The organism is Haloarchaeobius iranensis (assembly GCF_900103505.1).
GTDB lineage: Archaea > Halobacteriota > Halobacteria > Halobacteriales > Natrialbaceae > Haloarchaeobius > Haloarchaeobius iranensis.
This window is the reverse complement of sequence record NZ_FNIA01000007.1, coordinates 157,935-181,306: the sequence shown is the minus strand read 5'-3', so window position 1 is coordinate 181,306 and position 23,372 is coordinate 157,935. Positions and strand designations below refer to the sequence as shown.

Here is a 23,372-nt window from a genome sequence, read left to right as displayed (position 1 = left end):
GCGGTTCCCGAGCGAGCGCAGCGAGGGAACCCGACGACGAAAGAGATGGTCCGGACGGGCTCGCGAACCAGGTGCCGCTGTAGGGTTCAGGTTGGAGAGACATCCGTGTTCACTCCTCCGGATAGCTATCGCGATAGGCGGCGCGGCCCTCCACGACGAAGTAGCCGACGAGGAGCAACAACCCGGTTGCGAACCCGAGGTCCCCGGGGTCCAAACCGACGATGCCGTGTATCGAATCACCGAAGTAGTTGAAGATGAAGAAGAGCGCGACGATGGCGTACAGGGTCAGCACCCAGCGGGCGCGTGAACCGACCGGCACCTCGCCGTCCTCGCCACGGAACCAGAGGTAGAGGTGGGAGCCACCGAACGCGATGGCGGCGAATCCGACCGAGACAGCGGTGGAGACGGCGGGGCCGCTGACCATGGCGGAAACCAGCGTCAGCAGCGCCCAAGCACCGACGACGATGTTGACGTGGACGACGGTCTCACGGGGGAAGAACCGTTCCTCGTCCGAATCGGACATATCACGAGCTGTACACCGCTGCCATGTATGTCTTTCCGACCGCTACAGGTAGCCTTCCGAGAGCAGCAGTTCCCCGTTCAGCACGCTCGCGCCGGCCGCACCGCGGATGGTGTTGTGCGCGAGGCAGTTGTACTGGAGGCCGAACGTCGACTCCTGGAAGCCGCCGGCCGCGACGGCCATGCCGCCGCCCACGGTGCGGTCGAGCCGGGGCTGGGGCCGGTCCGGCTCGTCGAACACGTGGATGAGCGGCTCGGGGGAGGACGGCAGGTCGAGGCTCGGGTACGCCGCCATCGCGTCCGTCGCGTCGGCGGGCGTGAGCTCCTCCGCGGCCTCGACCCAGACGTTCTCCAGGTGGCCGTCGATGGTCGGGATGCGGTTGCAGGACGCCGAGACGCCGACGTCGTGCTCGTCGACGGTGACGCCGTCGAACTCGCCGAGGAGCTTGCGGGACTCGGTCTCCAGCTTCTCCTCCTCGCCGCCGATGTGGGGGACCGCGTTGTCGATGATCTCCATCGAGCTGACGCCGTCGTAGCCCGCGCCGGAGACGGCCTGGAGCGTCGCGACGTGGACGCGCTCGAGGTCGTGGCCGGCGTCGGCGAGCGCGGCGAGCGTCGGCACGAAGGTGATGGTCGAGCAGTTCGGGTTCTTCACCAGCGCGCCGTCCCAGCCGCGTTCATCGCGCTGGACCTCCAGCAGGTCGAGGTGGCCGGCGTTGACCTCCGGGACGACCAGCGGCACGTCGTCGGCCATCCGGGCGTTCGAGGAGTTCGAGGAGAGGACGTAGCCCGCCTCGCAGAACGCGGGCTCGACGTCGGCACCGACCGAAGAGGGGAGCGAGGAGAACAGCAGGGCCACGTCGTCGGGGACGGCGTCGGGGTCGGTCTCGGTGACGGTCATCTCGGCCACGTGGTCCGGGATGGGGGCGTCGACGCGCCACTTGGCGGCGTCGCGGTACAGTTCACCGGCACTGGCCGTACTCGCCGTGAGCGCGGCGAGCTCGAAGTCGTCGTGTGGTGCGAGGAGCTGTACGAGGCGCTGGCCGACGGCACCCGTCGCGCCGAGGATGCCTACCTGTACGGTCATTGCTGATGCCCTCGGCCCCGGCGGGAGAAAACCCTTCGGGTGTTGTCAGTGATTGCTGCCGTCGTGGAGACGGCTCGTGTCGCCCGCGGGTCGCCCTGCCCGCGGGCTGGGACCGCACCTACGTCCGCAGAGAGAGTCGCAGTTACTGTTCGGCGGCCGCGTTACCCCTCTTCCGGGCGACGTAGCCCGCGATGCGGTTCCGGACGCCCTTAGACTCGATGTTGGTGAGCTTCGTGACGCTCTTTTTGTTCATGTCGAAGTCGTCTGTGAACGCGTTGGGGTATCGCTCGAGGAGGATGTTCCCCGTCTTCTTCACGTAGTCGGGCTTGATTGCCATACCCCTTCGTTCCTCGTTCGCCCCCTAAAATGATTCGTTCTCCGTCTTCCAGTCCGTCAGCGAGCCGATGAGCGCCATCGCCTCGCGCTCGCGCTTGCCTCCACAGCGCTCGACCACGGCCTCGAAGTACGAGAGTCGCTGTCGGAGCGTCGTCTCGTCGTACGACGGCACGTCGAGCCTGGACGCGGCGACTGTCGCCTCGACGACGGCACCGAACGCGCGGTTCACCGGCTCGACGGACCGCGATTCGACCGCCGACTCGACCGGGTGGAGCCGCCAGTCGGCCCACTCGGTGCTCCCGTCGTCGCCGGTCGTGACGCGTTCAGCCTCGACGCGGGCCCAGGCTCGTGCGCTGTCGAGCACCGGCTCCTGGCGCTCGTACACGTCGAGCGCCGCGCGGGTGAAGTCGACCGGGTCGCGGGTGAACTGCACGACACCACCGCCGCGTCGGTCGAAGTTCAGCCTGGTCCGGGTCCGCCCCCACGTCCGAGCGGTCACCGGGTCGCCGGCGTGGAGCCCGAGCGCGGCCAGGTTCCAGCGGCCGTTCGGGCCCTCCGTCGCGACGACCGACTCGGTGACCCCCCGGAGGGCGAGCGGCCAGTCGGCGTCGGTCGGCTCCCCGGCGCTCACGGCACCACCCCGTCACGTTCCAGCGCGACGAACGTCGCCGCCGCCGTGATGTCCGCCATCGTCCCCGGGTTCACGCCGCGTTCGACCAGCTCGTCCGCGAACGCCTCGCGCTCGTCCCGAGCCGCGTGGCGGAGCATCGCTGCCCGCTCGCGGACGGACTCGGCGACCGCGGGACCGTGTTGTTTCGCGACCATCGTGTCCGGCTCCCGGGCGAGCAGTTCGATGAACGCCTCGGCGACACGGTCCGGGACCGGTCCGTCGCCGTCCCGGACCGTCTCCGCGGCCGCGAACGTCCGCCGGAAGTCGTTCGTCCACTCGGCCGCGACTCCGTCCTCTGGGGCGCTCAGCTCCATCACGTCGTAGAGGGTCAGCTCCCGGTCCCGAAGCGCCGGAATCGCGTCGGCACCCCGGCGGACGTCGAGGTCCTCGGCCTCCGGCGGTGGCTCCTCCACGAACACGTCGACGTGCTCGAACGCCCGGTAGAAGCCGGCCGCGTCGTCGACGGTCGTCGCCTCGACGGTGGCGGATGCCTCCTCGGGCGTGAGGCCCCACGTCGTCGCCGCTCGCACCAGCGGCACGAGCAGGAGCAACGCGCCGAACTGTGCGTTGCCGCCGCGTTGCTGGCTCATCCCCGCGACGGCGGTGTCGAACGATTCACCGACCGGCTCACCGGCCGCGGCCGCCTCGAGTCCGTCGCACGCGCCCACCGCCCCCGTGAGGAAGTGCTCGAACCGCAGGTCGTCGAAGTCGCGACGCCGGTCGACGTTCCCCGGTTTCGGCGTGCCAGCGACCTCGAGCAGGAGGGCGAGTTGGGCGTGCTGTGCTGTCCGCATGGGAACCAGTTCGACCCAGGTCGGTATGAAAGTCGCGCCACCGGAGACGGGCAGGAATCCTTCTTGTAACCCCCCGACGAGGCTCGCGCATGACTGACGGCGGGTTCGACGGGAGAACGCTCGGTTCTGGTGGCGCCGAGCAGATACGCGTCTTACACGTGGACGACGACGCCCACTTCCGTGAGCTGACGAAGACGTACCTCGAAAAGCTACGCGAGGAGTTCACGGTCGCCGCCTTCGCGGGCCCGACCAGCGCCATCGACCGCATCCACGAGTTCGACTGCATCGTCGGCGACTCCCGGCTGCCGGCGGTCGACGGTCTCGACTTCCTGTCGCTCGCGCGCGAACGCAACGAGCACATCCCGTTCGTCCCGGGTTCGGCCTGCCGGCCGTCCGCCAGCTCGCGGCGGCCCACGGCTGGACGGTCACCATCGACGAGGGGGCGCACGGGTCGGGGTCGGTGGCGTCGAACCGGCCTGACCGGTCGCCTCAGGCGGGCGACGCGAACCACTCGACGGTCGCGTCGCGCACCCGCTCGAGCACACGCGGGTCGTCGCTCGGGCGGCCGACACTCACCGCGTCGGCACCGTACTCGAGGTACTGCCGAACGCTGTCCCGGTCGCGGACCCCGTTGTTCGCGACGACGAAGCAGTCCGTCGCGTCCACGACGTCTGCGACTACCGCCTCCGAGTCCATCGCGTCCACGTGGAGCACGTCCGCACCGGCGGTCTCCAGCCGGCTGGCGGTCGCGACGAGGTCGACGCCCGCGACCTCTGCTCGGAGCTTCACCGAGACGGTCGCACCGCTCTCGGCGGCCGCCGTCACGTACTCGGCCAGGCGGTCCGTCTCCCGGAGCAGCGACTCGCCACAGCCGACGGCGCACAGCTCGTCCTGACGGCAGTGGGCGTTCACCTCGACGACCGCGTCGTGGTCGGCACAGACACGGGCCGCCTCGCGGACCGGCTCGACGGTCGCGCTCCGGACGTTGAACGCCGGCTCGATGGCGGCGTCGGCGAGCGACGCCAGCTCTGCATCGATGAATGCGAGCGGGTCGTCGGGGAGGAACTCGTTCCGGTCGCGGGCGACCAGCTCGCGGGCGGCCTCGCGGCTCGCCGTGTCCAGCGCGATACCGCCCAGGAAGGCCAGTCCCGCGTACTCGCTGCCCGCCCGGGCCCAGTCGGCGTCGGCCTCACCGCTGAGACTCGCGAGCGCCACCCGTGGCTCGAACATCACTCGACGGCCTCGATGGCGCGAGCCACCGCTTTGCAGACCCGCCCGGCGTCCGTGCGGTCGTCGATCCGGATGTCGGTTCGTTCGACCGGCTCGTCGAAATCGGCCCCGTCGCTCTCGTCGACGACGAACGCGTCGGCGAAGGGGTACGCCGTCGCCAGCCCCTCGGTGCTCGGCTCGGCGTTGACCGCCTGCATCAGCTTCCCGGCCGGCCCGGAGAACGCCTCGTCGCCGAGGAACGGCGAGACCGCGACGACGGTCGTGTCGTTGAGTGCGGCGCCGAAGCCCGGAATCGACAGCATCGGTCCGATGCTCGTCACCGGGTTCGACGGCCCGATGACGACCGTGTCGTCGAGCGCGTCGAGCACACCCGGGGCCGGCTCTGCCTTCGAGGAGCCGCGGAACTCGACGTTCTCGACCGTCGGCTCCCCGCCGTGGGCCACCCAGAACTCCTGGAAGTGCATCATCCCGTCCGGCGTGTGGATGAGGCTGGCGACCGGGTCGTTCGTCATCGGCAGCAGGTCGATGGTCAGCCCGAAGCCGGAGGCGAGTCGCTCCGTGACCTCGGCGAGTGTCTCGCCCTGGTCGAGCAGGCTGGTGCGTGTCACGTGGACCGCACGGTCTCTATCGCCGATCTCCATGAACTCCGCGACCCCCGAGAAGCGCCGCCAGCGTGCGATATCTCGCCCCTCAGTCTGACGGTCGTCCGGAAGGTACTGGGGCCCACCCTGCAGGCCGACGGCGTTGGCGATATCGGTGAGCGCATCGTGGGTCCGTGTGGTGTCACCCTCGATACCCCACCAGCGGTCGCGGTCGAGGAGCCCACCGCCCTGAAAGACGAGCGTGTCGACGTCGGGACAGATGAACAGGCCGCCGAGTTCGATGTCGTCTCCGGTGTTCGCGATGACCGTCGTGTCGTCGGGGGAGAACGCAGCAGCGGCACCGTCGAGCAGTTTCGGTGTTCCGGTGCCACCGGAGAGGAACGTCACCATGGACGAACCGTTCTGGGTCGGGACTATAATCAGTTCCGGCCTTCCCGGAGCCAGTCCGCGAAGCTCCCGGCGAGGAGCGTCTCCTCCTGGGCCTCGATGTACTCCCGTTGGGCGTCGTACACAGCCTCGTCGAACGCGGTGCCGTCGTCGACCAGCTCGCGGACGCGGTCGTGCTTCCAGCGCGCCGGCGTCGTGTGCTGGCGCACACGCACACGGAGCGGGTAGAGGAACGTCGCCGTGTCGTCGTCGCTGAGTCCCCGGTTCTGCAGCCCCTGCTCCGCGTGGTCGAGGATGTCCTCGTAGATTGCGACCGTGTCGGTCACCTGCTTGCCGTCGTTGGTGATCCAGGTGAAGTCGGCGTCGAGACCGTCCCGCATCGCCCGGTAGAAGTTGTCGTGGGCGAGCTCCCAGTCGAGGTCCGCGACGGGATGTTCGAGCTTCGGCAGGGCCTCCATCAGCCCGGCGAACGCCGCCTGGAACGCGAGGCTGTCGCGGACCGTCGGCTGGGCGGCGATGGGGCGGAACTCGATGCGCGCGTTGGCGGCCGAGCGCGTCGGGCCGCCGAACACCGGGCGGACCCACCGCCAGTACGTGCCGTGTTTGGTCCGGAAGTGGGCGAACTTGTCGTCGAACCGGTTGGTCTCCTCGACCTCCAGGGGGACGAACGTGTCGTCCTCGGCGATACGGTCGACCGCCTGCTCGACAGTCTCGATGTCCCGCGGGAACCGGACCTTGCCGGCGGTGTCGGCGGCGGCGTTGAGCACCGTCTCGAAGACGCCGATGCGGTGCTCCATCCACGCGTCGTCGAGGATGGTCTCGGCGTCGACCGACTCGTCGTACAGCTCCGGCGGGAAGAACGGCGAGTTGACCCCGAGCGCGAGGAGCGGCCCGGCGACGCGGAGCGCGTAGCGGAAGAACGTCGGGAGGTCGGCGGCGTGGGACACCTGGTAGTGCGGCTGGATGGAGGTGATGAGGCTCTCCGGCAGCACCGTGTCGGCCTCGAGGTCGACGTTCGGTGCGTCGAGGCGCATCCCCGCGGTCGTCGCCCGGTCGGTGTTCGCCATCGCGTGATAGCGCGCCGAGTCGCTCATGTTCGTCGCGATGCGGATGCCGCGGTCCTCGACGCTGTCGGTGAGGTACTGGCTCGCCGACTCGCCCTCCGGCGGGATGGTCCACAGCGCGTCGCTGACGAGGCGCATCCCCTCCGGTCGGGTGCAGTCGAGGGCGGTCTGGAGTCTCGCCAGCACCTCGTGCTCCTGGGCGAGCAGGCCGTGACGGTTGAACGGCTGGGGACTCGTCGTCATCTCGGCGTTGTGGAGGCCGAGCTCCTTCTCGAAGCCGATGAACTCGAGCAGTCGACGCGGGACGCGGCGCAGGGGGTAGTCGGCGGCAATCCCGTGTCCCTCGGCGTCGGGCTCCGAGACCGCGTAGAACTCGTACTCCAGCCCGAGGATGGCCTGGGGGTTGTCGAACGTCCCCGCCTTCAACTCCTCCTTCAGCACCGCGACGTCGTCGTCGACCTCGGACTGGAACGCCTCGCGGTCGACGGCCAACGCCGACTCGACTCGTTCGGCGAGGTCGTCGTCTGGCATGGGGGACAGTCGGACGGGTGCGCTCTAAAAACCCGTGGGTCAGCAGGTTGGCGTCTGTGGCGAGCAGGCGACACTGGCCGCTCCCGAGGGACCGTGTCGCGCACCCGCCCTCCCCCTCGGGCCGTTCGGTCTGGCACGCCGACGTTGCCCCCGCCCTCATTGAAAAAGGTCGGGCCGCGGTTGCCGTCGGAATCCGACCGGTTTATCCCCCAGTCACCGGTACGCTCGGTCGATGAAGTTCGCGTCGTTCGCCGAGCGTGCGGCGGCAATGGAGGCGGAGCCGGCGGACCTCGAGACGGTCGCCCTCGTCAGCGATCTGTTCGCGGCGGCCGAGGACGACCTCGCCGTCGTCGCACGGTTCGTGCAGGGCCGCGTGTTCCCGGCGTGGGACGAGCGCACGCTCGACGTGGGGCCGAGCACGTGCTACACCGCTATCGCCCGCGCGGCCGGCCCGAACGTCGACGCCGACGACGTGGAGGCACGCGTCGCCGAGGTCGGTGAGGTCGGTGCCGTCGCCGAGGAGTACGAGTTCGGCGGCCAGACCGGACTCGGCGCGTTCGGTGCCGGGGGCGGCGGGGACGACCGGACCGTGGCGTCGGTCTACGAGGACCTGGTCGCCCTCGCGTCGACCGAGGGCGCGGGGAGCGAGAGCGCGAAGGTGGACCGGCTGTTCGGGCTGTTCAACGAGAGCGAGCGGCGGGAGGCCCGGTACCTCGCGCGCCTCGTCCTCGCGGAGATGCGCATCGGCGTCGGTGAGGGGACCGTCAGGGACGCCATCGCGGACGCCTTCGACGTGCCGGTCGACGCCGTCGAGCGGGCGCTCCAGGTGTCGAACGACTACGGGCTTGTCGCGGAGACGGCCCGGGAGGAGGGTGAGGGCGGCGTGGCCGCGATGGACCTCGAAGTCGGCCGTCCCGTCCAGCCGATGCTCGCCCAGGCCGGCACCGCGAGCGACGCGCTGGCGGAGTGGGGAACCGCCGCTGTCGAGACCAAGTTCGACGGCGCACGCGTGCAGGTCCACTGGGACGGGGAGGAGGTCTCGGTGTACTCGCGGAACATGGAAGACGTGACCGACGCACTCCCGGAGGTCGGCGAGTTCGTCCGCGAGCACTGCGACGCGCCGGCGATACTCGACGGCGAGGTCGTCGCCGTGGCCGACGACGGCGAGCCGTTGCCGTTCCAGCAGGTGCTCCGCCGGTTCCGCCGGAAGCACGACGTGGCACAGGCCAGAGAACGGGTGACCGTCGAGCTGCGGGCCTTCGACTGCCTGCACGCCGGGGGCGACGACCTGCTCGACGTGCCCCTCCGCGAGCGGTACGACCGCCTCCGCGAGACCATCGACGCCGGTGTCGGGGACCTGCTCCTGACCGACGACCCGGACGTGGTCGCGGCCCACGAGGCCGACGCCCTGGCCGCGGGCCACGAGGGTATCATGCTCAAGGACCCCGAGTCGACGTACTCGCCCGGCAAGCGCGGGCAGAACTGGCTCAAGCGCAAACCCGACGTGGAGACGCTCGACTGCGTCGTCGTCGGGGCGGAGTGGGGTGAGGGGCGGCGCGCGAACCTCTTCGGGACGTTCCACATCGCGGTGCGTGACGGCGACGACCACCTGCCGGTCGGGAAGGTCGCCACCGGTATCACCGACGAGGAACTGGCCGAGCTCACCGAACGACTCGAACAGCACGTCGCCACCCAATCCGGTCGCGACGTGACGTTCGAGCCGGCCGTCGTCTTCGAGGTCGGCTACGAGGAGATACAGACCTCGCCGACGTACGAGTCGGGCTACGCGCTCCGGTTCCCGCGGTTCGTCTCCGTCCGCGACGACAAGGCACCCGCGGACGCGGACTCGCTGACCCGGCTCGAACGGCTCGCCGAGTCGCAGTGACGCCTCGCATCTCCCTGGTTCCGTCAGCTGTCGGTCGGGCCGACCGACGATTCGGCAAACACGCTTTTGTCCGTCGGTATCCCTTCGTGGCTGTATGGGAATCGGCGCACCGCCGGACGACATCGGCGACGACAAACCCGAGTGGGTTCGCGAACGTGCCGACGACCTCGACGTCCAACCCGCCACCGTCTGGGATTTTCTGGAGGAGAAGACGGGCGGTGTCGCCACGGTGGACGAACACCGCACGCGCCTCGCGAAGCTGTTCGACGCACATCTCGGTCGGCCGATGCTCTCCGACCACTACCGCGTCCAGATCTACGACGGGCCGACCGGACGCTACGACTACGTGAAGGGAACACACTACACACGAGATGTCACCGACGGCGTTCGCGAGGTCGTGCGGACGCTCGCGGACGAACACCGGCTGGTGGTCGAACTGGACGGCACGACCGGCATCGCGGTCCGCTACGACGAGCCGGTGCCGTCCGCGGACGCCTGTCTCGCCGCGGAGGTCTGCCGTCGCGCCTTCGACACGACGCTCGACGGGCTCGACGACGAGGTGTACGAGGTCGTCGACAAGGACACACGGCACTCGTGGACGACGGTCGACTGAGCCGCGCCGCCCCGACCCGTATCCGCCGTCGTTTTCTCCCGGCCGTACCAACGGGCAGCCATGACGATCCGCCACGACGGCCTGCTCGTCGACTGGCTCGGCTACGCGACCACGCGCATCGAAGCACCGGACGGGACCGTCGTCTACCTCGACCCCGGCCGGTACGGCGTCCTCTCGGGCGAGTGGACACCGCCGGGCGAGGAGGCCCCGCCCCACCCGGCACCGCAGGACGACTACCCGAAGGACGGCGACCTCGTCTGTGTCACGCACGACCACCACTACGACACCGACGCAATCCAGCGCGTGGCGAAGCAGGAGGCGACGGTCGTCGTCTACGAGGGCGTCGACGCCGCGAACATCGACCGCGACGTGACGCCGGTCGACGAGCTCCCCTACGAGGTCGTCCGCGTCACCGGCGAGGACCACCTGTCCGCTGCCGGAGTCGAGTGCTGGAGCGTCCCGGCGTACAACGACCCCGACGGGCCGCGCGCCGGCCCCGACGGCTCCGTCACCCACCCGCCGGGCTTCGGCTGTGGCTTCCTGCTCTCGGTGGCCGACGTGACCGTCTTCTGGCCCGGTGACTCCGACGCTCTCGACGGGTTCGCCGAACTCGACGTGTCGCTGTTCCTCGCCAACATCGGCGGCACGGTCGTCAGCGACCGCCGCGAGGCGGCGGCCCTGGCCGAGCGCATGGACCCCGACCTGGTCCTGCCTGTCCACTACAACACCATCGACATCCTCACGACCGACTCCGGCGCGTTCGGGGCCGACGTGGCTGGCCGTGGCGTCCCGGTCGTGCTGGACGAGAACTAGTTCGGCTCGTAGCTGACGAGCGCCATCTCCATCGAGAGACTCCCGTCCTCGTCGTAGTACGCTGTGTAGGGAGCCAGTCCGAGGCCGGGCGAGAAGCAGCCCTCGTGCAGCGTCGTGCCGTCGACGACCATCTCCGAGTCGAAGCAGTCGACACCGGCGTACGTCTCGACACCGGTCACCTCGAAGCTCGCGGAGCCCGCTTGGGTCTGGTACGACCAGCCGGACCCCACTTCGAGCTCCTGACCGCCGTACCAGGCCGAGGGCGTGAGCATCGTCGTCAGCAGCAGGATACCCGCGGGGTTCGCGTAGAGCTGTGACTGGACCGTCTCCTTCGTGCCGGTCACGGTCGACTCGTGCCGCTCCTGGCCGAGTTCGTACACCGCCCGGACGGTGATGGAGTCGCCGTCGACCTCCTGGACGTCCAAGACGAGCGAACCCTCGCCGTCACCCTCGACGAAGATATCGTAGGTGTACGTCGCGGGCTGGCCGAACTCGAGGACGTTCCAGCTCCCGGGTTCGAGGTCGGCGCTGCTGCCGCCGCTACCCCCACCACCACTGCCGCCGCCACCGCTCCCGGTGCCGCTACTGCTGGTGGTCGCGACCGTCGTGGCGCCGTCATCGACTTTCACACCGCCGACGCAACCGGCGAGCAGCACTGTCAGTACGACCAAAACGAGTGTCCCTCGTGCCATGACGCTCGCACGACGGGGGTCGGCATACCCGTTCCCAACGGCGGGAAGCGCGGCCACCACCCGACAGCGCCCGCCGAGCCAGGTCAGAGGACGCCCATGTCGGTGAGCCGCTCGGGCAGGTACGTGTCGGTGACGAAGTCGAGGCCGTTGGCCGCCAGTGCCTGCTGCTCGGCCTTCTTGTCGATGTCGAGCTGGAGCTCGATCTGTTCGGTCCAGAACTCGTCCTGGAAGCGAGGGTCCTCCAGCTCCGATTCGAGCGCGTTCACGTCGGAGTCGGCGAGCGGGTCCGTCGGCAGGTCGTACTCCACGATGTCCTGCGGGCGGATGCCGACGTACCTCGCTTCCGGCGTCGCGAGGTACTTCGAGAGGTGTGCGGACTTGATGGAGCCGTACGCGACCGAGCCGAAGATGCGGTACGACCACGGGTCGCCGTCGGTGAACACCAGCACCGGGAGGTCGAGTTCGTCGTGCAGACGTTTCGTGACGCGACGGGTCGCCCGGGCAGGCTGGCCCTTCAGGTGGACGATGAGGCAGTTGTATTCGGTGTCGAAGCCGTTCTCGACGAGCCGGTCGCGCATCCCGCCGGTCTCCACGCAGAGGACGAAGTCGATGTCGTGATCGGTGAACTGGATGGTGTCCGGGTTGTTGGGGATCTGGTAGCCGCCCTCGCCGACGTCCTGCTGGCAGTGAATCTGGCGCTCGCCGCGCCGGGTCTGCTCGATGAGTTCGAGCGGACCGATGAGGGTCGCGCCGGACTCCTCCGGTCGCATGTGGAAGTCCTCGCGCTTGACCTCGCTGACGATCTCCAGGTCCTCGACGAGCTTGTTCGACTCGTCCTGCCCGTTGAACTGCGCCTCCTCGGCGTCCCAGGACTCGGAGAGGTAGTACAGCTCACGCAGGGTCGACGAGCGATCCTCGTCGAGCTGTCTGGCGAGGAACTCGATGGTGTAGATCGCCTTCAGGAGCTTGCGTGCGCCCCGGACGGAGTTCGCCGAGCGGGTGGACGTGCGGTCGCCGTACACCCACACGTCGCTCGCCTCGTCGTACTCGATGTTGGACTTCGTCCGGGTCGGGAGCGTCATCGACGGGACGTCCCCGCGCTCGAACTGGTCGTAGAACTCCGCGGCGAGGTCGATGAGTTGCTGTCGTGCGTCTGCGTCTGTGTCGGTGCTCATATCAGTTGGTCACGGTGAGTTTCGGTCCCTCGACCCCGCTGACGGAGAGGTCGAACGATGCGTCGGTGGCGACGGTGTACTCGAGGACGGCCTCGTCGCCCGAGCTCACCTCCGGCTGCCACTTGACGAACCACTCGCCGTCCATCTCCACGACGCTCGCGCCGTCGGTCAGGTTCGAGGGTTCGGCGGTGACGATGTCCGTCAGCTCCGGCAACTCCTTCGTCGAGGCGTTGTTCTCGATGCGGACGGTCACGGTCTGGCTGTCGCCGTTCTCCTTCGTCTCGCGCTCGACGAGGACGTTGTTCATGATGCGGGCCAGCGCGTCGTCGTAGTTCGGCTCCGGTCGGCCCGTCACCTCTGCGACCTTCGTCGCCATGCGCGGCAGGATGTCCGCGAGGACGTTCTGCTTCTGTTTGCGTTTCCGCATCGAGCGCTGCTTCTTCAGGTACGACTTGAGGTCGCGTGCGGCCTCCCGCACGGCGAGCTCGATCTCGTCCTCGATCTCCGGGACCGAGGCGACGGCGTCCTTCGACTCGCTCGTGAAGGGGACGTTCGTCGAGGCGACGTGGACCATGATGACGACGGGGCCGTTCGGGACGCCGCGGCCGCCCGGCTGGTCGAGGTTGTAGTTCCGCCAGCCGATGTCCTGGATGACCTGCGTGATGGCACAGCCGCCCCGTTTGTAGACGAGCGGGACGCGGTTCGCGTAGCGGAGTAACCGGGCCTGTCCCTCGGCCTCGATGTCGCCGCCGTAGGCGATGCCGGCCTCCACGACGAACGGGTCGCCGGCCGTCACCTCGGCGTCGCGTGTCGCCGCCGAGTAGAACTCCGCGTCGAACTCCTTGCGGAGGCCCGCCTCGACGAGTTCGGCCGAGATGGGCGAGAGACAGGAGGTCGGCGGCGCGATGATGTCGGTCATCCGCATCGCAGCGACGAGGTCGCCGACGCCCTGCCTGTCGGCGGCGAGGTCGCTGACCTTCGGCGGGTCGTCCGGGACCGTCACCATCGTCCCCCACAGCTCCTCGACGACGTTCTCCCGGGCCGTATCGCCGAAGGTGGCGTCCTCGCGCTCCTCGGTCATGTCCGCGGCGCGGTCGACGTAGTCGCGGACGGTGTCCCTGTGGAGCCGGTTCCGGCGGAGGTCCGGGTCCTCGGCCTCGGGGACGAACTTCGCGGCCAGCCGGTCGGCGAACGCGACCACGACCGCGTCGTCCTTCTGGACCGAGGTTGCGGCGTCGGCGTGGGCACGCACGTCGTCGCGGATGCGCGCGCCGTCGTCCGTCTCCTCGTCCTCGCTGGTGGCACCGTAGCCCGTGATGGCGGCCCAGACACCCTCGACGACGTTCTCGCGGACGGTGGAGCCGAACTGGGCCTCGGCCTCGACGCCCTCCGCGGCCGCCTCGACCGCCGCGGCGACCTGATGGTGTGCGACGCGACCGTCGACAGCGCGGTCGTCGAGTTCGCCGACGACCTGGTCCGCGAACGCGCCGACGGCCTCGGCGGGCTTGTTGTTCACCGCCTCTGTGACTGCCGCGGTCACGCCGTCGTCGTCGGGCAGCGACCACGCCATCTCGCGGCCGTAGTGGCGGTCGCGGAACGCGTCGACGATGTTGTCCGCGGTCTTGCGGCCGACGCGGGTGAACTCGGTCTGGAGGAAGCCCGACACCGAGTGCGAGTCGGTCGCCTTCAGCATCTTGAGGACGTTCCCGAGCTCGACCCCGTGTGGGTGCGGGCGGATCTCCTCGGTCTCCTCGGGGAGGTCGGCGTCGTAGTCGGCTTTGGCGACGAACTCCTGGTTCGGCTCCGAGAAGGAGATGGTCGCGTGCGGGTTGACGACCGCGGTGTGCTTGATGTAGTCCTGGAGCTGCTGCCGGGCGCGCATGTTCGCAGCCATCTCCAGTTCGATGCGTGTGCCGTGCGTATCGCCGAGGTCGGACTCTCCCGGTGTGAGCTCGCGCTCCTCGCGGATCTCGGGCTCGTTGTCGTCGGTGTCGATGACGAGCTCGAACTCCATCACCGTCTCCGATCCCTTCGTCCGGGAGGTGATCTTGGCGGGTTTCCCGCTGGTCAGCTGGGAGTAGAGCACCGCAGCGGAGATACCGATGCCCTGCTGCCCGCGGGACTGCTCGCGAGCGTGGAACCGGCTACCGTACAGCAGCTTGCCGAAGATCTTCGGGATCTGCTCTCTCGTGATGCCGGGGCCGTTGTCCTCGACGGCGAGCCGGTAGTAGTCGCCGGACTCCGTTATCTCGACCGAGATGTTCGGTCGAATCCGGGCCTCCTCCGTGGCGTCCAGCGCGTTGTCGACGGCCTCCTTGACGGCCGTGACGAGCGCCCGGGCCTCGGAGTCGAACCCGAGCATCTGCTTGTTCTTCTCGAAGAACTCGGCGATGGAGATGGCCCGCTGGCTCTCGGCCAACTCCTCGGCGATGCCCGCCTCCTCGCCGAGTGTCTGCTGGAAGGACGTCATTCTGTACTCCCTCTTTCCGCGGCCGAGGTTAAAAGGGGTACGCTGGCGGAGTGAAAGTGGAACGAACGGCCGGCAGAATCAAATCACGACCCTTCGTATCAACGGAACAAGAGATGGTCGTCTCCACGGCGGGTGACCCCGGCTACGGCGTGCTCCTGACCGGGATGGCCCTCGTCGCGCTGGTCCTGGCGACGCGGACGGCGATGCTGCTCGTCCAGCGCCGTGGCTTCGGGGACGCCAGACCGTGGCTCTCGGCCGGGGTAGCCGTCTGCGAGGCCAACGCCCTCCTGCTCGTCGTGCTCACCGGCTACCTGCTGGCGTCGGACCGGCCCGTGCCGGGACCGCTGTTGTTCGCCGGGGCCGGGGTGATGCTCGCCGCCCTCGGCTCCTATCGATGGGTAGTCACCCACACGGCGGACGTTCGAGGGAATCGCTGACCGTCCTGCGGCAGTCCCCCACTGCCGTGTGCGGTGTTCGGCGTCACCCACCTCTGAGCTTCGTTCGGCCCGGCTGAGGCGTCCGTCCGACGAGAATCCTGACAGGGGAGTGCAACGAATGTTGGTTACGCGCGAGCGCGCACACGTGACTTTTATTACCCCACGTCATCTACCCGGAATCAGGTTTTCATGTCCAACGAAAATGAGTACAGCGCCGGTCAAATCCAGGTCCTCGAGGGCCTGGAGGCCGTCCGAAAACGGCCGGCGATGTACATCGGTTCTACAGACTCTCGAGGCCTCCATCACCTCGTCTACGAGGTGGTCGACAACTCGATCGACGAGGCCCTCGCCGGCTACTGCGACGACATCACCGTGACCATCCACGAGGACGAGTCCGTGAGCGTCTCCGACGACGGGCGCGGTATCCCCGTGGATACGCACGAAGAGCACGACATGCCCGCACTGGAGGTCATCATGACCATCCTCCACGCCGGCGGGAAGTTCGACAACAAGTCCTACCAGGTGTCCGGCGGCCTCCACGGCGTCGGCGTCAGCGTCGTCAACGCGCTGTCGAAGCGCCTCGAGGTCGAGGTGACCCGCGATGGCGCCGTCTGGAAACAGGCGTTCAAACGCGGCGTCCCGAAGGGAGAACTCGACCGGGTCCGCGACATGGACGCCGACGAGGAGACCGGGACGACCATCCGGTTCTGGCCCGATACCGAGGTGTTCGAGACGCAGGACTTCTCCTACAAGACGCTCGCGAACCGCCTGCGGGAGCTCGCGTTCCTCAACTCCGGCGTCAACATCGGCATCGTCGACGAGCGCGACGGCGAGTCGGAGACGTTCCACTACGAGGGCGGCATCAAGGCGTTCGTCCGCTACCTCAACGAGACCAAGACGGCGCTCCACGAGGATGTCATCTACTTCGAGGACGAGGAGCAGAACATCCAGGTCGAGGTCGCGATGCAGGCCACGGACGAGCTCCAGGGCTCCATCCACGCCTTCGCGAACAACATCAACACGCGCGAGGGCGGCAGCCACCTCACCGGGTTCAAGACCGCACTCACGCGGGTCGTCAACGACTACGCGACGACCAACGGGATGCTGAAGGACCTCGACGACACCCTCACGGGCGACGACATCCGCGAGGGGCTGACCGCGGTCATCTCTATCAAGCATCCCGACCCGCAGTTCGAGGGCCAGACGAAGACGAAGCTCGGGAACTCCGAGGTCCGGGGTATCGTCGAGAGTGCGATGCACGAACACCTCGACACCTACTTCGAGGAGCACCCGAACACGGCCGAGGCCATCATCGGCAAGGCCGTCGAGGCCGCGAAGGCCCGCAAGGCCGCGAAGAAGGCCGAGGAGCTGACCCGGCGGAAGAGCGCACTGGAGAACACCGCGCTCCCGGGGAAGCTCTCGGACTGCCAGACGAAGGAGCCCTCGGAGGCAGAGCTGTTCATCGTCGAGGGCGACTCCGCGGGCGGCAGCGCGAAGCAGGCCCGGAACCCCGAGTTCCAGGCCGTCCTCCCCATCCGCGGGAAGGTGCTGAACGTCGAGAAGCACCGCCTCGACCGCATCCTCGAGAACGAGCAGATCCGCAACCTCATCACCGCCATCGGCACGGGCATCGGCGACGAGTTCGACATCGAGGAGGCGCGCTACGAGAAGATCATCATGGCGACCGACGCCGACGTCGACGGCGCGCACATCCGGACGCTCCTGTTGACCTTCCTCTACCGGCACATGCGCCCGCTCATCGAGGCCGGCTACGTCTACGCGACGAAGCCGCCGCTGTACCGCATCCGGTACGACGGCAACACGTACGACGTGATGACCGAGGCCGAGCGCGAGGAGGTCGTCGCGGAGAAGTGCAACGGGAACCCGACGCAGGTCCAGCGGTTCAAGGGCCTCGGCGAGATGAACCCGAAGCAGCTCTGGTCGACCACGATGGACCCCGACAACCGCGTCCTCAAACGCATCGACATCGAGGACGCCGCCGCGGCGGACAAGATGTTCTCCGTGCTGATGGGCGACGCCGTCGGGCCGCGCAAGCAGTTCATCAAGGACCACGCGCCTGAGGCGAACTGGGTGGACATATGAGCTCGGAAGCACCTGACGCCCCCGACGTCCCGGCGGACCGCGTCGAGCACGTCCGCATCGAGGACGAGATGGAGCAGAGCTACATCGACTACGCGATGTCCGTCATCGTCGGGCGCGCGCTGCCCGACGTCCGTGACGGCCTCAAGCCAGTCCATCGGCGCATCCTCTACGCGATGCACGAGATGGGCGTCACCAGCCGGACCAGCCACCGAAAGAGCTCCTCCATCGTCGGCGAGACGATGGGTGACTACCACCCCCACGGCGACCAGGCCATCTACGACACGCTCGTCGGCATGGCACAGGAGTTCTCGATGCGCTACCCGCTCGTCGACGGCCAGGGGAACTTCGGCTCGATGGACGGCGACCCGGCCGCGGCCATGCGGTACACCGAGGCTCGGATGTCGCCCATCGCCGAGACGCTCCTCGAGGACATCGAGAAGGACACCGTCGACTTCTCGGGCAACTACGACGACCGACTGACCGAGCCCGACGTGCTGCCGGCGGCGTACCCGAACCTGCTGGTCAACGGCAGCACCGGCATCGCGGTCGGCATGTCGACGAACATCCCGCCGCACAACCTCGGGGAGGTCATCGACGCGACCATCGAACTCATCGACAACCCCGACTGCGACGTCAACGACCTGATGGAGCACGTCAAGGGCCCGGACTTCCCGACGGGGGCGAACATCGTCGGCCGCAACGCCGTCCGGAAGGCGTACGCGACCGGCCGTGGTCGGCTCCGCGTCCGTGCCGAGTTCGAGGTCGAGGAGTGGAAGAAAGACCGCAAGCGCATCGTCATCACCGAGCTTCCCTACCAGGAGAACAAGGCCAGACTCGTCGAGCGCATCGCCGAGAACGTCAACGAGGGCAAGCTCGAGGACATCTCTGACCTGCGCGACGAGTCCGACCGCAACGGCGTCCGCATCGCCATCGACCTCAAGCGCGGCGCGAACGTCGACGTGGTGAAGAACCAGCTCATCGAGCACCACCTCGAGAAGACGTTCGGCGTCATCAACCTCGCACTGGTGGACGGCCAGCCGAAGGTGCTCTCGCTGAAGGAGACGCTGGAGCACTACATCGACCACCGGAGGGAGGTCGTTCGCCGGCGTTCCCAGTTCGAACTCGACGAGGCCGAGGACCGCGCGCACATCCTCGAGGGACGGCTCATCGCGCTCGACAACGTCGACGACGTGGTCGAGCTCATCCGCAACTCCGACGACCGCGACGCAGCGAAGGCGGGGCTGCGGGAGGAGTACGAGCTCTCCGAGGCCCAGACCGAGCACATCGTCCGGATGCAGCTCGGCTCGCTGACGAGCATGGAGCGCACGGAGATCGAGCAGGAGTACGAGAGCGTCCAGGAGACCATCGACTACCTCCAGTCCGTCCTCGAGAACGAGGAGAAGCTCCTCGGCGTCATCAAGGACGAGCTCCGCGACGTCAAGGAGGAGTACGACGACGACCGCCGCACGTCCTTCGTCGAGGACACCGGCGAGGTCACCCACGAGGACCTCATCCCGGAGGAGGACGTGCTCGTCGTCGTCACCGAGGACGACTACGTCAAGCGGATGCCAGCCGACGCCTTCGACGCCCAGAACCGCGGTGGGAAGGGCATCATCGGCGGCGACATCAAGGAGGACGACCGCGTCTCGAAGGTGTTCCGCGCGAGCACCCACGACTACCTGCTCTGCTTCACCAACCACGGGCAGGTGTACCAGCTGAAGGCCTACCAGATTCCGGAGATGTCCCGCACGGCCCGCGGGAAGTCCGCGGTGAACATCCTGAAACTCGACGACGGCGAGGAGATCACCGCCGTCGTCAACACCGACGACTTCGAGCCGGACGAGGCCATCACGATGGTCACCCGGAACGGCTACGTGAAGCGCACGAAGACCGAGGACTTCCAGAACATCCTCTCGACCGGTATCATCGCCGCCAAGCTCGACGAGGACGACGAGCTCGTCGACGTCGACGTCACCGACGGCACGAAGGACCTCGTCATCGCCACCGAGCAGGGGATGACCATCCGGTTCGACGAGGACGAGGTGCGGACGATGGGTCGGAACGCCCGCGGCGTCCGGGGCATCAAGCTCGCCGAGGACGACCACGTCGCCGGACTCGTCGCCACCGACGAGGACGACGACGGTGCGCTGCTGACCGTGACCAAACGCGGCTACGGCAAGCGTACCCTGCTGTCGAACTACCGGCGGCAGTCCCGGTACGGCAAGGGCCTCATCGACATCAAGACCAACGAGCGGAACGGCCACGTCACGTCGGTCAAGGCCGTCGACGAGGACGACCACCTCGTCGTCATGTCCGAGCAGGGGCAGATCATGCGGACCCGCGTGTCCGACATCTCGCTGCAGGGCCGCAACACCATGGGAGTCACCGTGATGGACGTCGTCGAGGACGACGCCGTCGCGACGGTCGACGTCATCCCGACGCCTGAAGCGGACGACGCAGCCGACACCGAGGAGAACTGACCGGACGACGGTCCGCAAGACGGGGGAGACACCGTCCGTCGCCGACCACACCAGCACCTTTTTCCAATCGAACCTGAACCGAATGATATGGCTGTCAACCATACGTCAGTTGGTGTTCGTCTCATCGGCGCGTACTTCGTGCTGAGCGCGCTCGCGTTCGGCTCGGTCGGGCTGGGGGCCACGGACCAGGGGCTTGGACAGTTCGCTCTCGTTGTCGGTGTCGCGATGGTGGTCGTCGGCTTCGGTCTCCTCGCCGGCAGGGACTGGGGGCTGACGGGGGGTATCCTCGGTTCGTTCCTCGCGTTCGTCGTGAACGCGATGCTGTTCATGGACGGCCGGAGTATCGGGATGGGCGGGGCGCTCGTCTCGCTACTCGTCGTCGGATACCTCGTCAAGGAGAAAGGGCCGAGCTCGCGTTCCTGGGCACCAACGGGTCCACGCGGTCCCTGAACTACAGGATGCGTTTTCCGAGCGCGCTCGCTGCGAGCTCCGTCGCCAGCTTCGCCGTCTGGTTGTGCTCGTCGAGCACCGGGTTGACCTCGACGGCGTCCATCGACCGGAGCACGTCGTGCTCCTCGTCGTACTCGGCCACCCGTTCGAGCGCGTAGTGTGCCTCGCGGTAGGTCGCACCGCCGTGGACCGGCGTGCCGACCCCCGGTGCCTCGTTCGGATCGAGCCAGTCGAGGTCGAGACTGACGTGGATACCGTCGACGCCGTCCGTTGCGATCTCGAGCGCCTGGTCGATGATCTCGCTCATGCCGTGTTCGTCGATGTCCGACATGGTGAACGCGGTCGCCTCGCTCTCGCGGATGCCCTTCCGCTCCGCCTCGTCGAGGGAGCGAAGGCCCACCCAGACGACGTTCTCCTCCTGCAGGCCGGGCGCGTTGGCCCACTCCACGTCGGCCAGGTCGCGGTGGGCGAGTGCCGCCGCCAGCGGCATCCCGTGGATGTTGCCGCTCGGCGAGGTCTCCGGCGTGTTGTAGTCGCCGTGCGCGTCGAACCAGATGGCACCGATGTCCGCGTCGCGGCCGGACCCCGAGAGGCAGCCGATGGCGATCGAGTGGTCGCCACCCAGGACGAGCGGGACGCCACCGTCGTCGATGGCCTCGGCGACCTGGTCCGCCAGCCGGAGCGAGACGTCCTCGACCTCGCGGACGAACTTCGCGTTCCGACCCTCCTCCTTGGGCTCGTCGACGCTCGGGTCCCGGGTCTCGGCCGTCGGTACCAGCAGGTCACCGGTGTCGGTCACGTCCGCGCCAGCCGCCCGAAGCTCGTCCGCCAACCCGGCGTATCGGATGGCCGACGGTCCCATGTCGACGCCGCGTCGGTTCGCCCCGTAGTCTGTCGGTGCGCCGATGATACGGACTTCTCGTTCCATAGACCGGCCTTCTCACGGGCCGGGTAAGAACAGTCCGGTCCGGTTGCGTGACAACGGTGAACATTTAACCTACGGTGAGCTATAAGGTCCCAACGGAGAATCCGAACTACATGAGCACGGAAGAGTATCACTCGGACGAGGACGGCCGGAGCAGCCTCCTTCTCCGCTTCGTCGTCTGGGTACTCGCAGTGATACTGCTGGGTCGGGTTTTCGACAACAACTCGCTGTACGACCTTCGCCAGCTCAGAGCGGAACAGGTGGCCATCCGGCTCGGGACGCTGGCCGTCCTCGGGAGCTTCTTCTTCTGGACCATCTTCGTCGCCCGTCACGACGTCGTCGCCATCGTCTTCGTCGCCTCGGCCGGCTTCATCGGGATGTACAGCCTGCCGCTCGTCGTGGTCAGGCTGATGACCTACGCCACCGAGCAGGCCGAGTACGAGGAGGCCCGCAACTGGGAGCGCATCACGGAAGACCGCGACTTCGACTGACTACTCCAGATACGGCGCACAGACCCGCTCCAGCCCCTCATCGAACGATATATCGGGCGTCCAGCCCGTCGCCTCCTGCATCTTCGTCGCGTCCGCCATCGTGTCCTGGACGAACACGTCCTCGTCGATGGGGCTCTCGACGTGTTCCGGTTCGACGTCGCTTTCCAGAATCGAACAGAGCCGTTCGACGACCTCGTTCGCGGTGTACTGCTCGCCAGTCCCGAGGTTGTAGATGCCCTGGAGCTCGTGGTCGGCAGCGAGCTCGATGCCCCGAACGATGTCCCGGACGTGCGTGAAGTCCCGCGAGTGCGTGCCGTCGCCGTAGATGACCGGCGACTCGCCGTTCGCGACGTCGTCGGCGAACTGCGCGATGATGTTCGCGAACTCGCCCTTGTGTTCCTCTGCGCCCCGGTAGCCCTGGTACACCGAGAAGAAGCGAAGCCCCGCCATCGACATGTCGTGGTAGTTGTGGAAGTACTCGGCGTAGCGCTCCCGGGCGAGCTTCGACGCCTCGTAGCCCGTGTTCGCCTCGACCGCCATCGACTCCGGTGACGGCTCGGTCCGGTCGCCGTAGATGGAGGAGGTCGAGGCGTAGACCACGGTGTCACAGCCGTCCTCCCGGGCCTGCTCGACGGTGTTGGTGAAGCCCTCGACGTTCACCCGCAGTCCGGTACAGAGGTTCTCGCGTGAGTCCTCGTGCATCTTCAGCGAAGAGAGGGCGGCGAGGTGGAACACCGCGTCGACGCCGTCGGTCGGGAGGTCATCGTCGAGCACGCTCTGCTCGTGGAACTCGACACTGTCGTCGAGGTTGTCGGGCGTGCCGAGGTAGCAGTCGTCGACGACGACCACCTCGTTGTCGGCGGCGAGGTGGTTCGCGAGGTTCGACCCGATGAAGCCAGCGCCCCCCGTCACGAGGACCCGGTTGCCGTTCATACAGCCGCGTTCGATGGCTCGGGTTGTAGCATTGTCGCTTCACGGCTCCGTGAGGCCCCAGCCCGTCTTCTCGGGGTGTGCAGGGGCATCCCACGGATTTAAGGACGCGAGCGACCAATCGGACGCTATGTCGTCTATCGAACTAACGCCGAGCCAGAAAAACATCTTGCAGGCGCTGATCAACCTACACCGGGAGGACGAAAGCGCAGTAAAGGGGGAGGACATCGCACAGCGGGTCGACCGGAACGCGGGCACCATCCGGAACCAGATGCAGAGCCTGAAGGCGCTGCAGCTGGTCGAAGGTGTACCGGGGCCGAAAGGTGGATACAAGCCGACAGCGGCCGCCTACGAGGCACTGGAGATCCAGCAGATGGACGAGCCGGCGACGGTCCCGTTCCGCCACGAGGGCGAGAGCGTCGAGGGGGCCATCGTCGAGGAGATCGACCTCTCGTCGGTCCACCATCCGGAGCTCTGCCGTGCCGAGATCCACGTGCAGGGTTCGGTCCGGGACATCCACGAGGGCGACGAGGTCATCGTGGGCCCGACGCCGCTCTCGAAGCTCCGCATCGAGGGCACCGTCGACGGCAAGGACGACACGAACAACATCATCATCCTCCGTATCGGCGAGATGACGGCGCCGTCGGAAGAGCCCGAACACTGATGCGACTTCTATCCTGACAATCTC

22 protein-coding genes and 1 pseudogene are annotated in these 23,372 nt (G+C 67.8%); 10 read left to right on the top strand and 13 right to left on the bottom strand.

Features of this window, described 5'->3' with window-relative positions; genetic code table 11:
• Positions 1–109: 109 nt before the first annotated feature.
• From BLT27_RS08260 to BLT27_RS08240, 5 genes are all read right to left on the bottom strand, one after another.
• Positions 110–523, bottom strand: coding sequence for a hypothetical protein (locus tag BLT27_RS08260; RefSeq protein WP_089732746.1), 414 nt, complete (start codon positions 521–523; stop codon positions 110–112).
• A gap of 42 nt (positions 524–565) precedes the next feature.
• A complete protein-coding gene (asd, locus tag BLT27_RS08255; RefSeq protein ID WP_089732744.1) occupies positions 566–1,606 on the bottom strand; it encodes an aspartate-semialdehyde dehydrogenase in 1,041 nt (346 codons plus the stop codon).
• Between the two features lie 142 nt (positions 1,607–1,748).
• Entirely contained in the window at positions 1,749–1,943 is a 195-nt protein-coding gene (locus BLT27_RS08250; RefSeq protein WP_089732742.1) for a 30S ribosomal protein S17e, read from the bottom strand.
• 24 nt (positions 1,944–1,967) lie between these two features.
• Entirely contained in the window at positions 1,968–2,573 is a 606-nt protein-coding gene (locus BLT27_RS08245; RefSeq protein ID WP_089732741.1) for a DUF447 domain-containing protein, read from the bottom strand.
• On the bottom strand, positions 2,570–3,406 hold the full coding sequence (locus tag BLT27_RS08240; RefSeq protein ID WP_089732739.1) for a triphosphoribosyl-dephospho-CoA synthase: 837 nt from the start codon (positions 3,404–3,406) through the stop codon (positions 2,570–2,572). The genes BLT27_RS08245 and BLT27_RS08240 overlap by 4 nt, the downstream gene beginning before the upstream one ends.
• Positions 3,407–3,495: 89 nt before the next feature.
• Between BLT27_RS08240 and BLT27_RS20500 the strand changes: the two are divergent.
• Positions 3,496–3,717: pseudogene (locus BLT27_RS20500) on the top strand (hypothetical protein); the annotation flags it as partial.
• A 178-nt stretch (positions 3,718–3,895) separates the two neighbouring features.
• Here the strand turns inward: BLT27_RS20500 and BLT27_RS08230 are convergent.
• Genes BLT27_RS08230 through BLT27_RS08220 form a run of 3 tightly spaced genes read right to left on the bottom strand, consistent with a single transcriptional unit; the run spans position 3,896 to position 7,220 of the window.
• Positions 3,896–4,636 (bottom strand): tRNA-dihydrouridine synthase, encoded by a 741-nt coding sequence (locus BLT27_RS08230; protein ID WP_089732737.1) that lies wholly within the window; start codon positions 4,634–4,636, stop codon positions 3,896–3,898.
• Entirely contained in the window at positions 4,636–5,628 is a 993-nt protein-coding gene (gene cofD, locus BLT27_RS08225) for a 2-phospho-L-lactate transferase (protein ID WP_089732735.1), read from the bottom strand. The genes BLT27_RS08230 and cofD overlap by 1 nt, the downstream gene beginning before the upstream one ends.
• A gap of 29 nt (positions 5,629–5,657) precedes the next feature.
• The gene (locus BLT27_RS08220; RefSeq protein WP_089732733.1) at positions 5,658–7,220 is read right to left on the bottom strand and encodes a glutamate-cysteine ligase family protein; all 1,563 of its coding nucleotides are present in this window, start codon (positions 7,218–7,220) and stop codon (positions 5,658–5,660) included.
• Between the two features lie 232 nt (positions 7,221–7,452).
• On the opposite strand from BLT27_RS08220, the gene ligA reads away from it, so the two are divergent.
• The 3 genes from ligA to BLT27_RS08205 all read left to right on the top strand — a co-directional run bounded on the left by ligA (position 7,453) and on the right by BLT27_RS08205 (position 10,531).
• Positions 7,453–9,105, top strand: coding sequence for an ATP-dependent DNA ligase LigA (ligA, locus tag BLT27_RS08215; RefSeq protein WP_089732732.1), 1,653 nt, complete (start codon positions 7,453–7,455; stop codon positions 9,103–9,105).
• 94 nt (positions 9,106–9,199) lie between these two features.
• The gene (locus tag BLT27_RS08210; protein WP_089732730.1) at positions 9,200–9,718 is read left to right on the top strand and encodes a hypothetical protein; all 519 of its coding nucleotides are present in this window, start codon (positions 9,200–9,202) and stop codon (positions 9,716–9,718) included.
• Positions 9,719–9,778: 60 nt separating this feature from the next.
• Complete coding sequence (locus BLT27_RS08205) at positions 9,779–10,531, top strand: MBL fold metallo-hydrolase (RefSeq protein WP_089732728.1); 753 nt, start codon at positions 9,779–9,781, stop codon at positions 10,529–10,531.
• On the opposite strand, the gene BLT27_RS08200 is transcribed toward BLT27_RS08205, so the two are convergent.
• The 3 genes from BLT27_RS08200 to BLT27_RS08190 all read right to left on the bottom strand — a co-directional run bounded on the left by BLT27_RS08200 (position 10,528) and on the right by BLT27_RS08190 (position 14,868).
• Complete coding sequence (locus BLT27_RS08200; RefSeq protein ID WP_139172279.1) at positions 10,528–11,223, bottom strand: hypothetical protein; 696 nt, start codon at positions 11,221–11,223, stop codon at positions 10,528–10,530. The two genes, BLT27_RS08205 and BLT27_RS08200, sit on opposite strands and share 4 nt — an antisense overlap.
• Before the next feature lie 83 nt (positions 11,224–11,306).
• Complete coding sequence (locus tag BLT27_RS08195) at positions 11,307–12,398, bottom strand: DNA topoisomerase IV subunit A (protein ID WP_089732724.1); 1,092 nt, start codon at positions 12,396–12,398, stop codon at positions 11,307–11,309.
• A 1-nt stretch (position 12,399) separates the two neighbouring features.
• A complete protein-coding gene (locus BLT27_RS08190) occupies positions 12,400–14,868 on the bottom strand; it encodes a DNA topoisomerase VI subunit B (protein ID WP_089732722.1) in 2,469 nt (822 codons plus the stop codon).
• Positions 14,869–14,981: 113 nt separating this feature from the next.
• Here BLT27_RS08190 and BLT27_RS08185 point away from each other — a divergent pair, with 113 nt between their 5' ends.
• The 4 genes from BLT27_RS08185 to BLT27_RS08170 all read left to right on the top strand — a co-directional run bounded on the left by BLT27_RS08185 (position 14,982) and on the right by BLT27_RS08170 (position 20,338).
• Entirely contained in the window at positions 14,982–15,305 is a 324-nt protein-coding gene (locus BLT27_RS08185; RefSeq protein WP_089732720.1) for a hypothetical protein, read from the top strand.
• Positions 15,306–15,494: 189 nt separating this feature from the next.
• Positions 15,495–17,408, top strand: a complete 1,914-nt coding sequence (gyrB, locus tag BLT27_RS08180) for a DNA topoisomerase (ATP-hydrolyzing) subunit B (RefSeq protein ID WP_089732718.1) — start codon at positions 15,495–15,497, stop codon at positions 17,406–17,408.
• Positions 17,405–19,888, top strand: coding sequence for a DNA gyrase subunit A (gene gyrA, locus BLT27_RS08175; RefSeq protein WP_089732716.1), 2,484 nt, complete (start codon positions 17,405–17,407; stop codon positions 19,886–19,888). Before gyrB ends, gyrA begins: the two co-directional genes overlap by 4 nt.
• Positions 19,889–19,975: 87 nt before the next feature.
• The gene (locus BLT27_RS08170) at positions 19,976–20,338 is read left to right on the top strand and encodes a hypothetical protein (RefSeq protein ID WP_089732714.1); all 363 of its coding nucleotides are present in this window, start codon (positions 19,976–19,978) and stop codon (positions 20,336–20,338) included.
• A gap of 1 nt (position 20,339) precedes the next feature.
• Here the strand turns inward: BLT27_RS08170 and rocF are convergent, their stop codons facing one another.
• Positions 20,340–21,266 (bottom strand): arginase, encoded by a 927-nt coding sequence (gene rocF, locus BLT27_RS08165; protein ID WP_089732712.1) that lies wholly within the window; start codon positions 21,264–21,266, stop codon positions 20,340–20,342.
• 110 nt (positions 21,267–21,376) lie between these two features.
• Between rocF and BLT27_RS08160 the strand changes: the two genes are divergently transcribed.
• A complete protein-coding gene (locus BLT27_RS08160; RefSeq protein ID WP_089732711.1) occupies positions 21,377–21,754 on the top strand; it encodes a hypothetical protein in 378 nt (125 codons plus the stop codon).
• On the opposite strand, the gene BLT27_RS08155 is transcribed toward BLT27_RS08160, so the two are convergent.
• The gene (locus BLT27_RS08155) at positions 21,755–22,687 is read right to left on the bottom strand and encodes an NAD-dependent epimerase/dehydratase family protein (protein WP_089732709.1); all 933 of its coding nucleotides are present in this window, start codon (positions 22,685–22,687) and stop codon (positions 21,755–21,757) included.
• 127 nt (positions 22,688–22,814) lie between these two features.
• Here BLT27_RS08155 and BLT27_RS08150 point away from each other — a divergent pair, with 127 nt between their 5' ends.
• Complete coding sequence (locus tag BLT27_RS08150) at positions 22,815–23,348, top strand: Rrf2 family transcriptional regulator (protein WP_089732707.1); 534 nt, start codon at positions 22,815–22,817, stop codon at positions 23,346–23,348.
• The last annotated feature ends 24 nt before the right edge of the window (positions 23,349–23,372 follow it).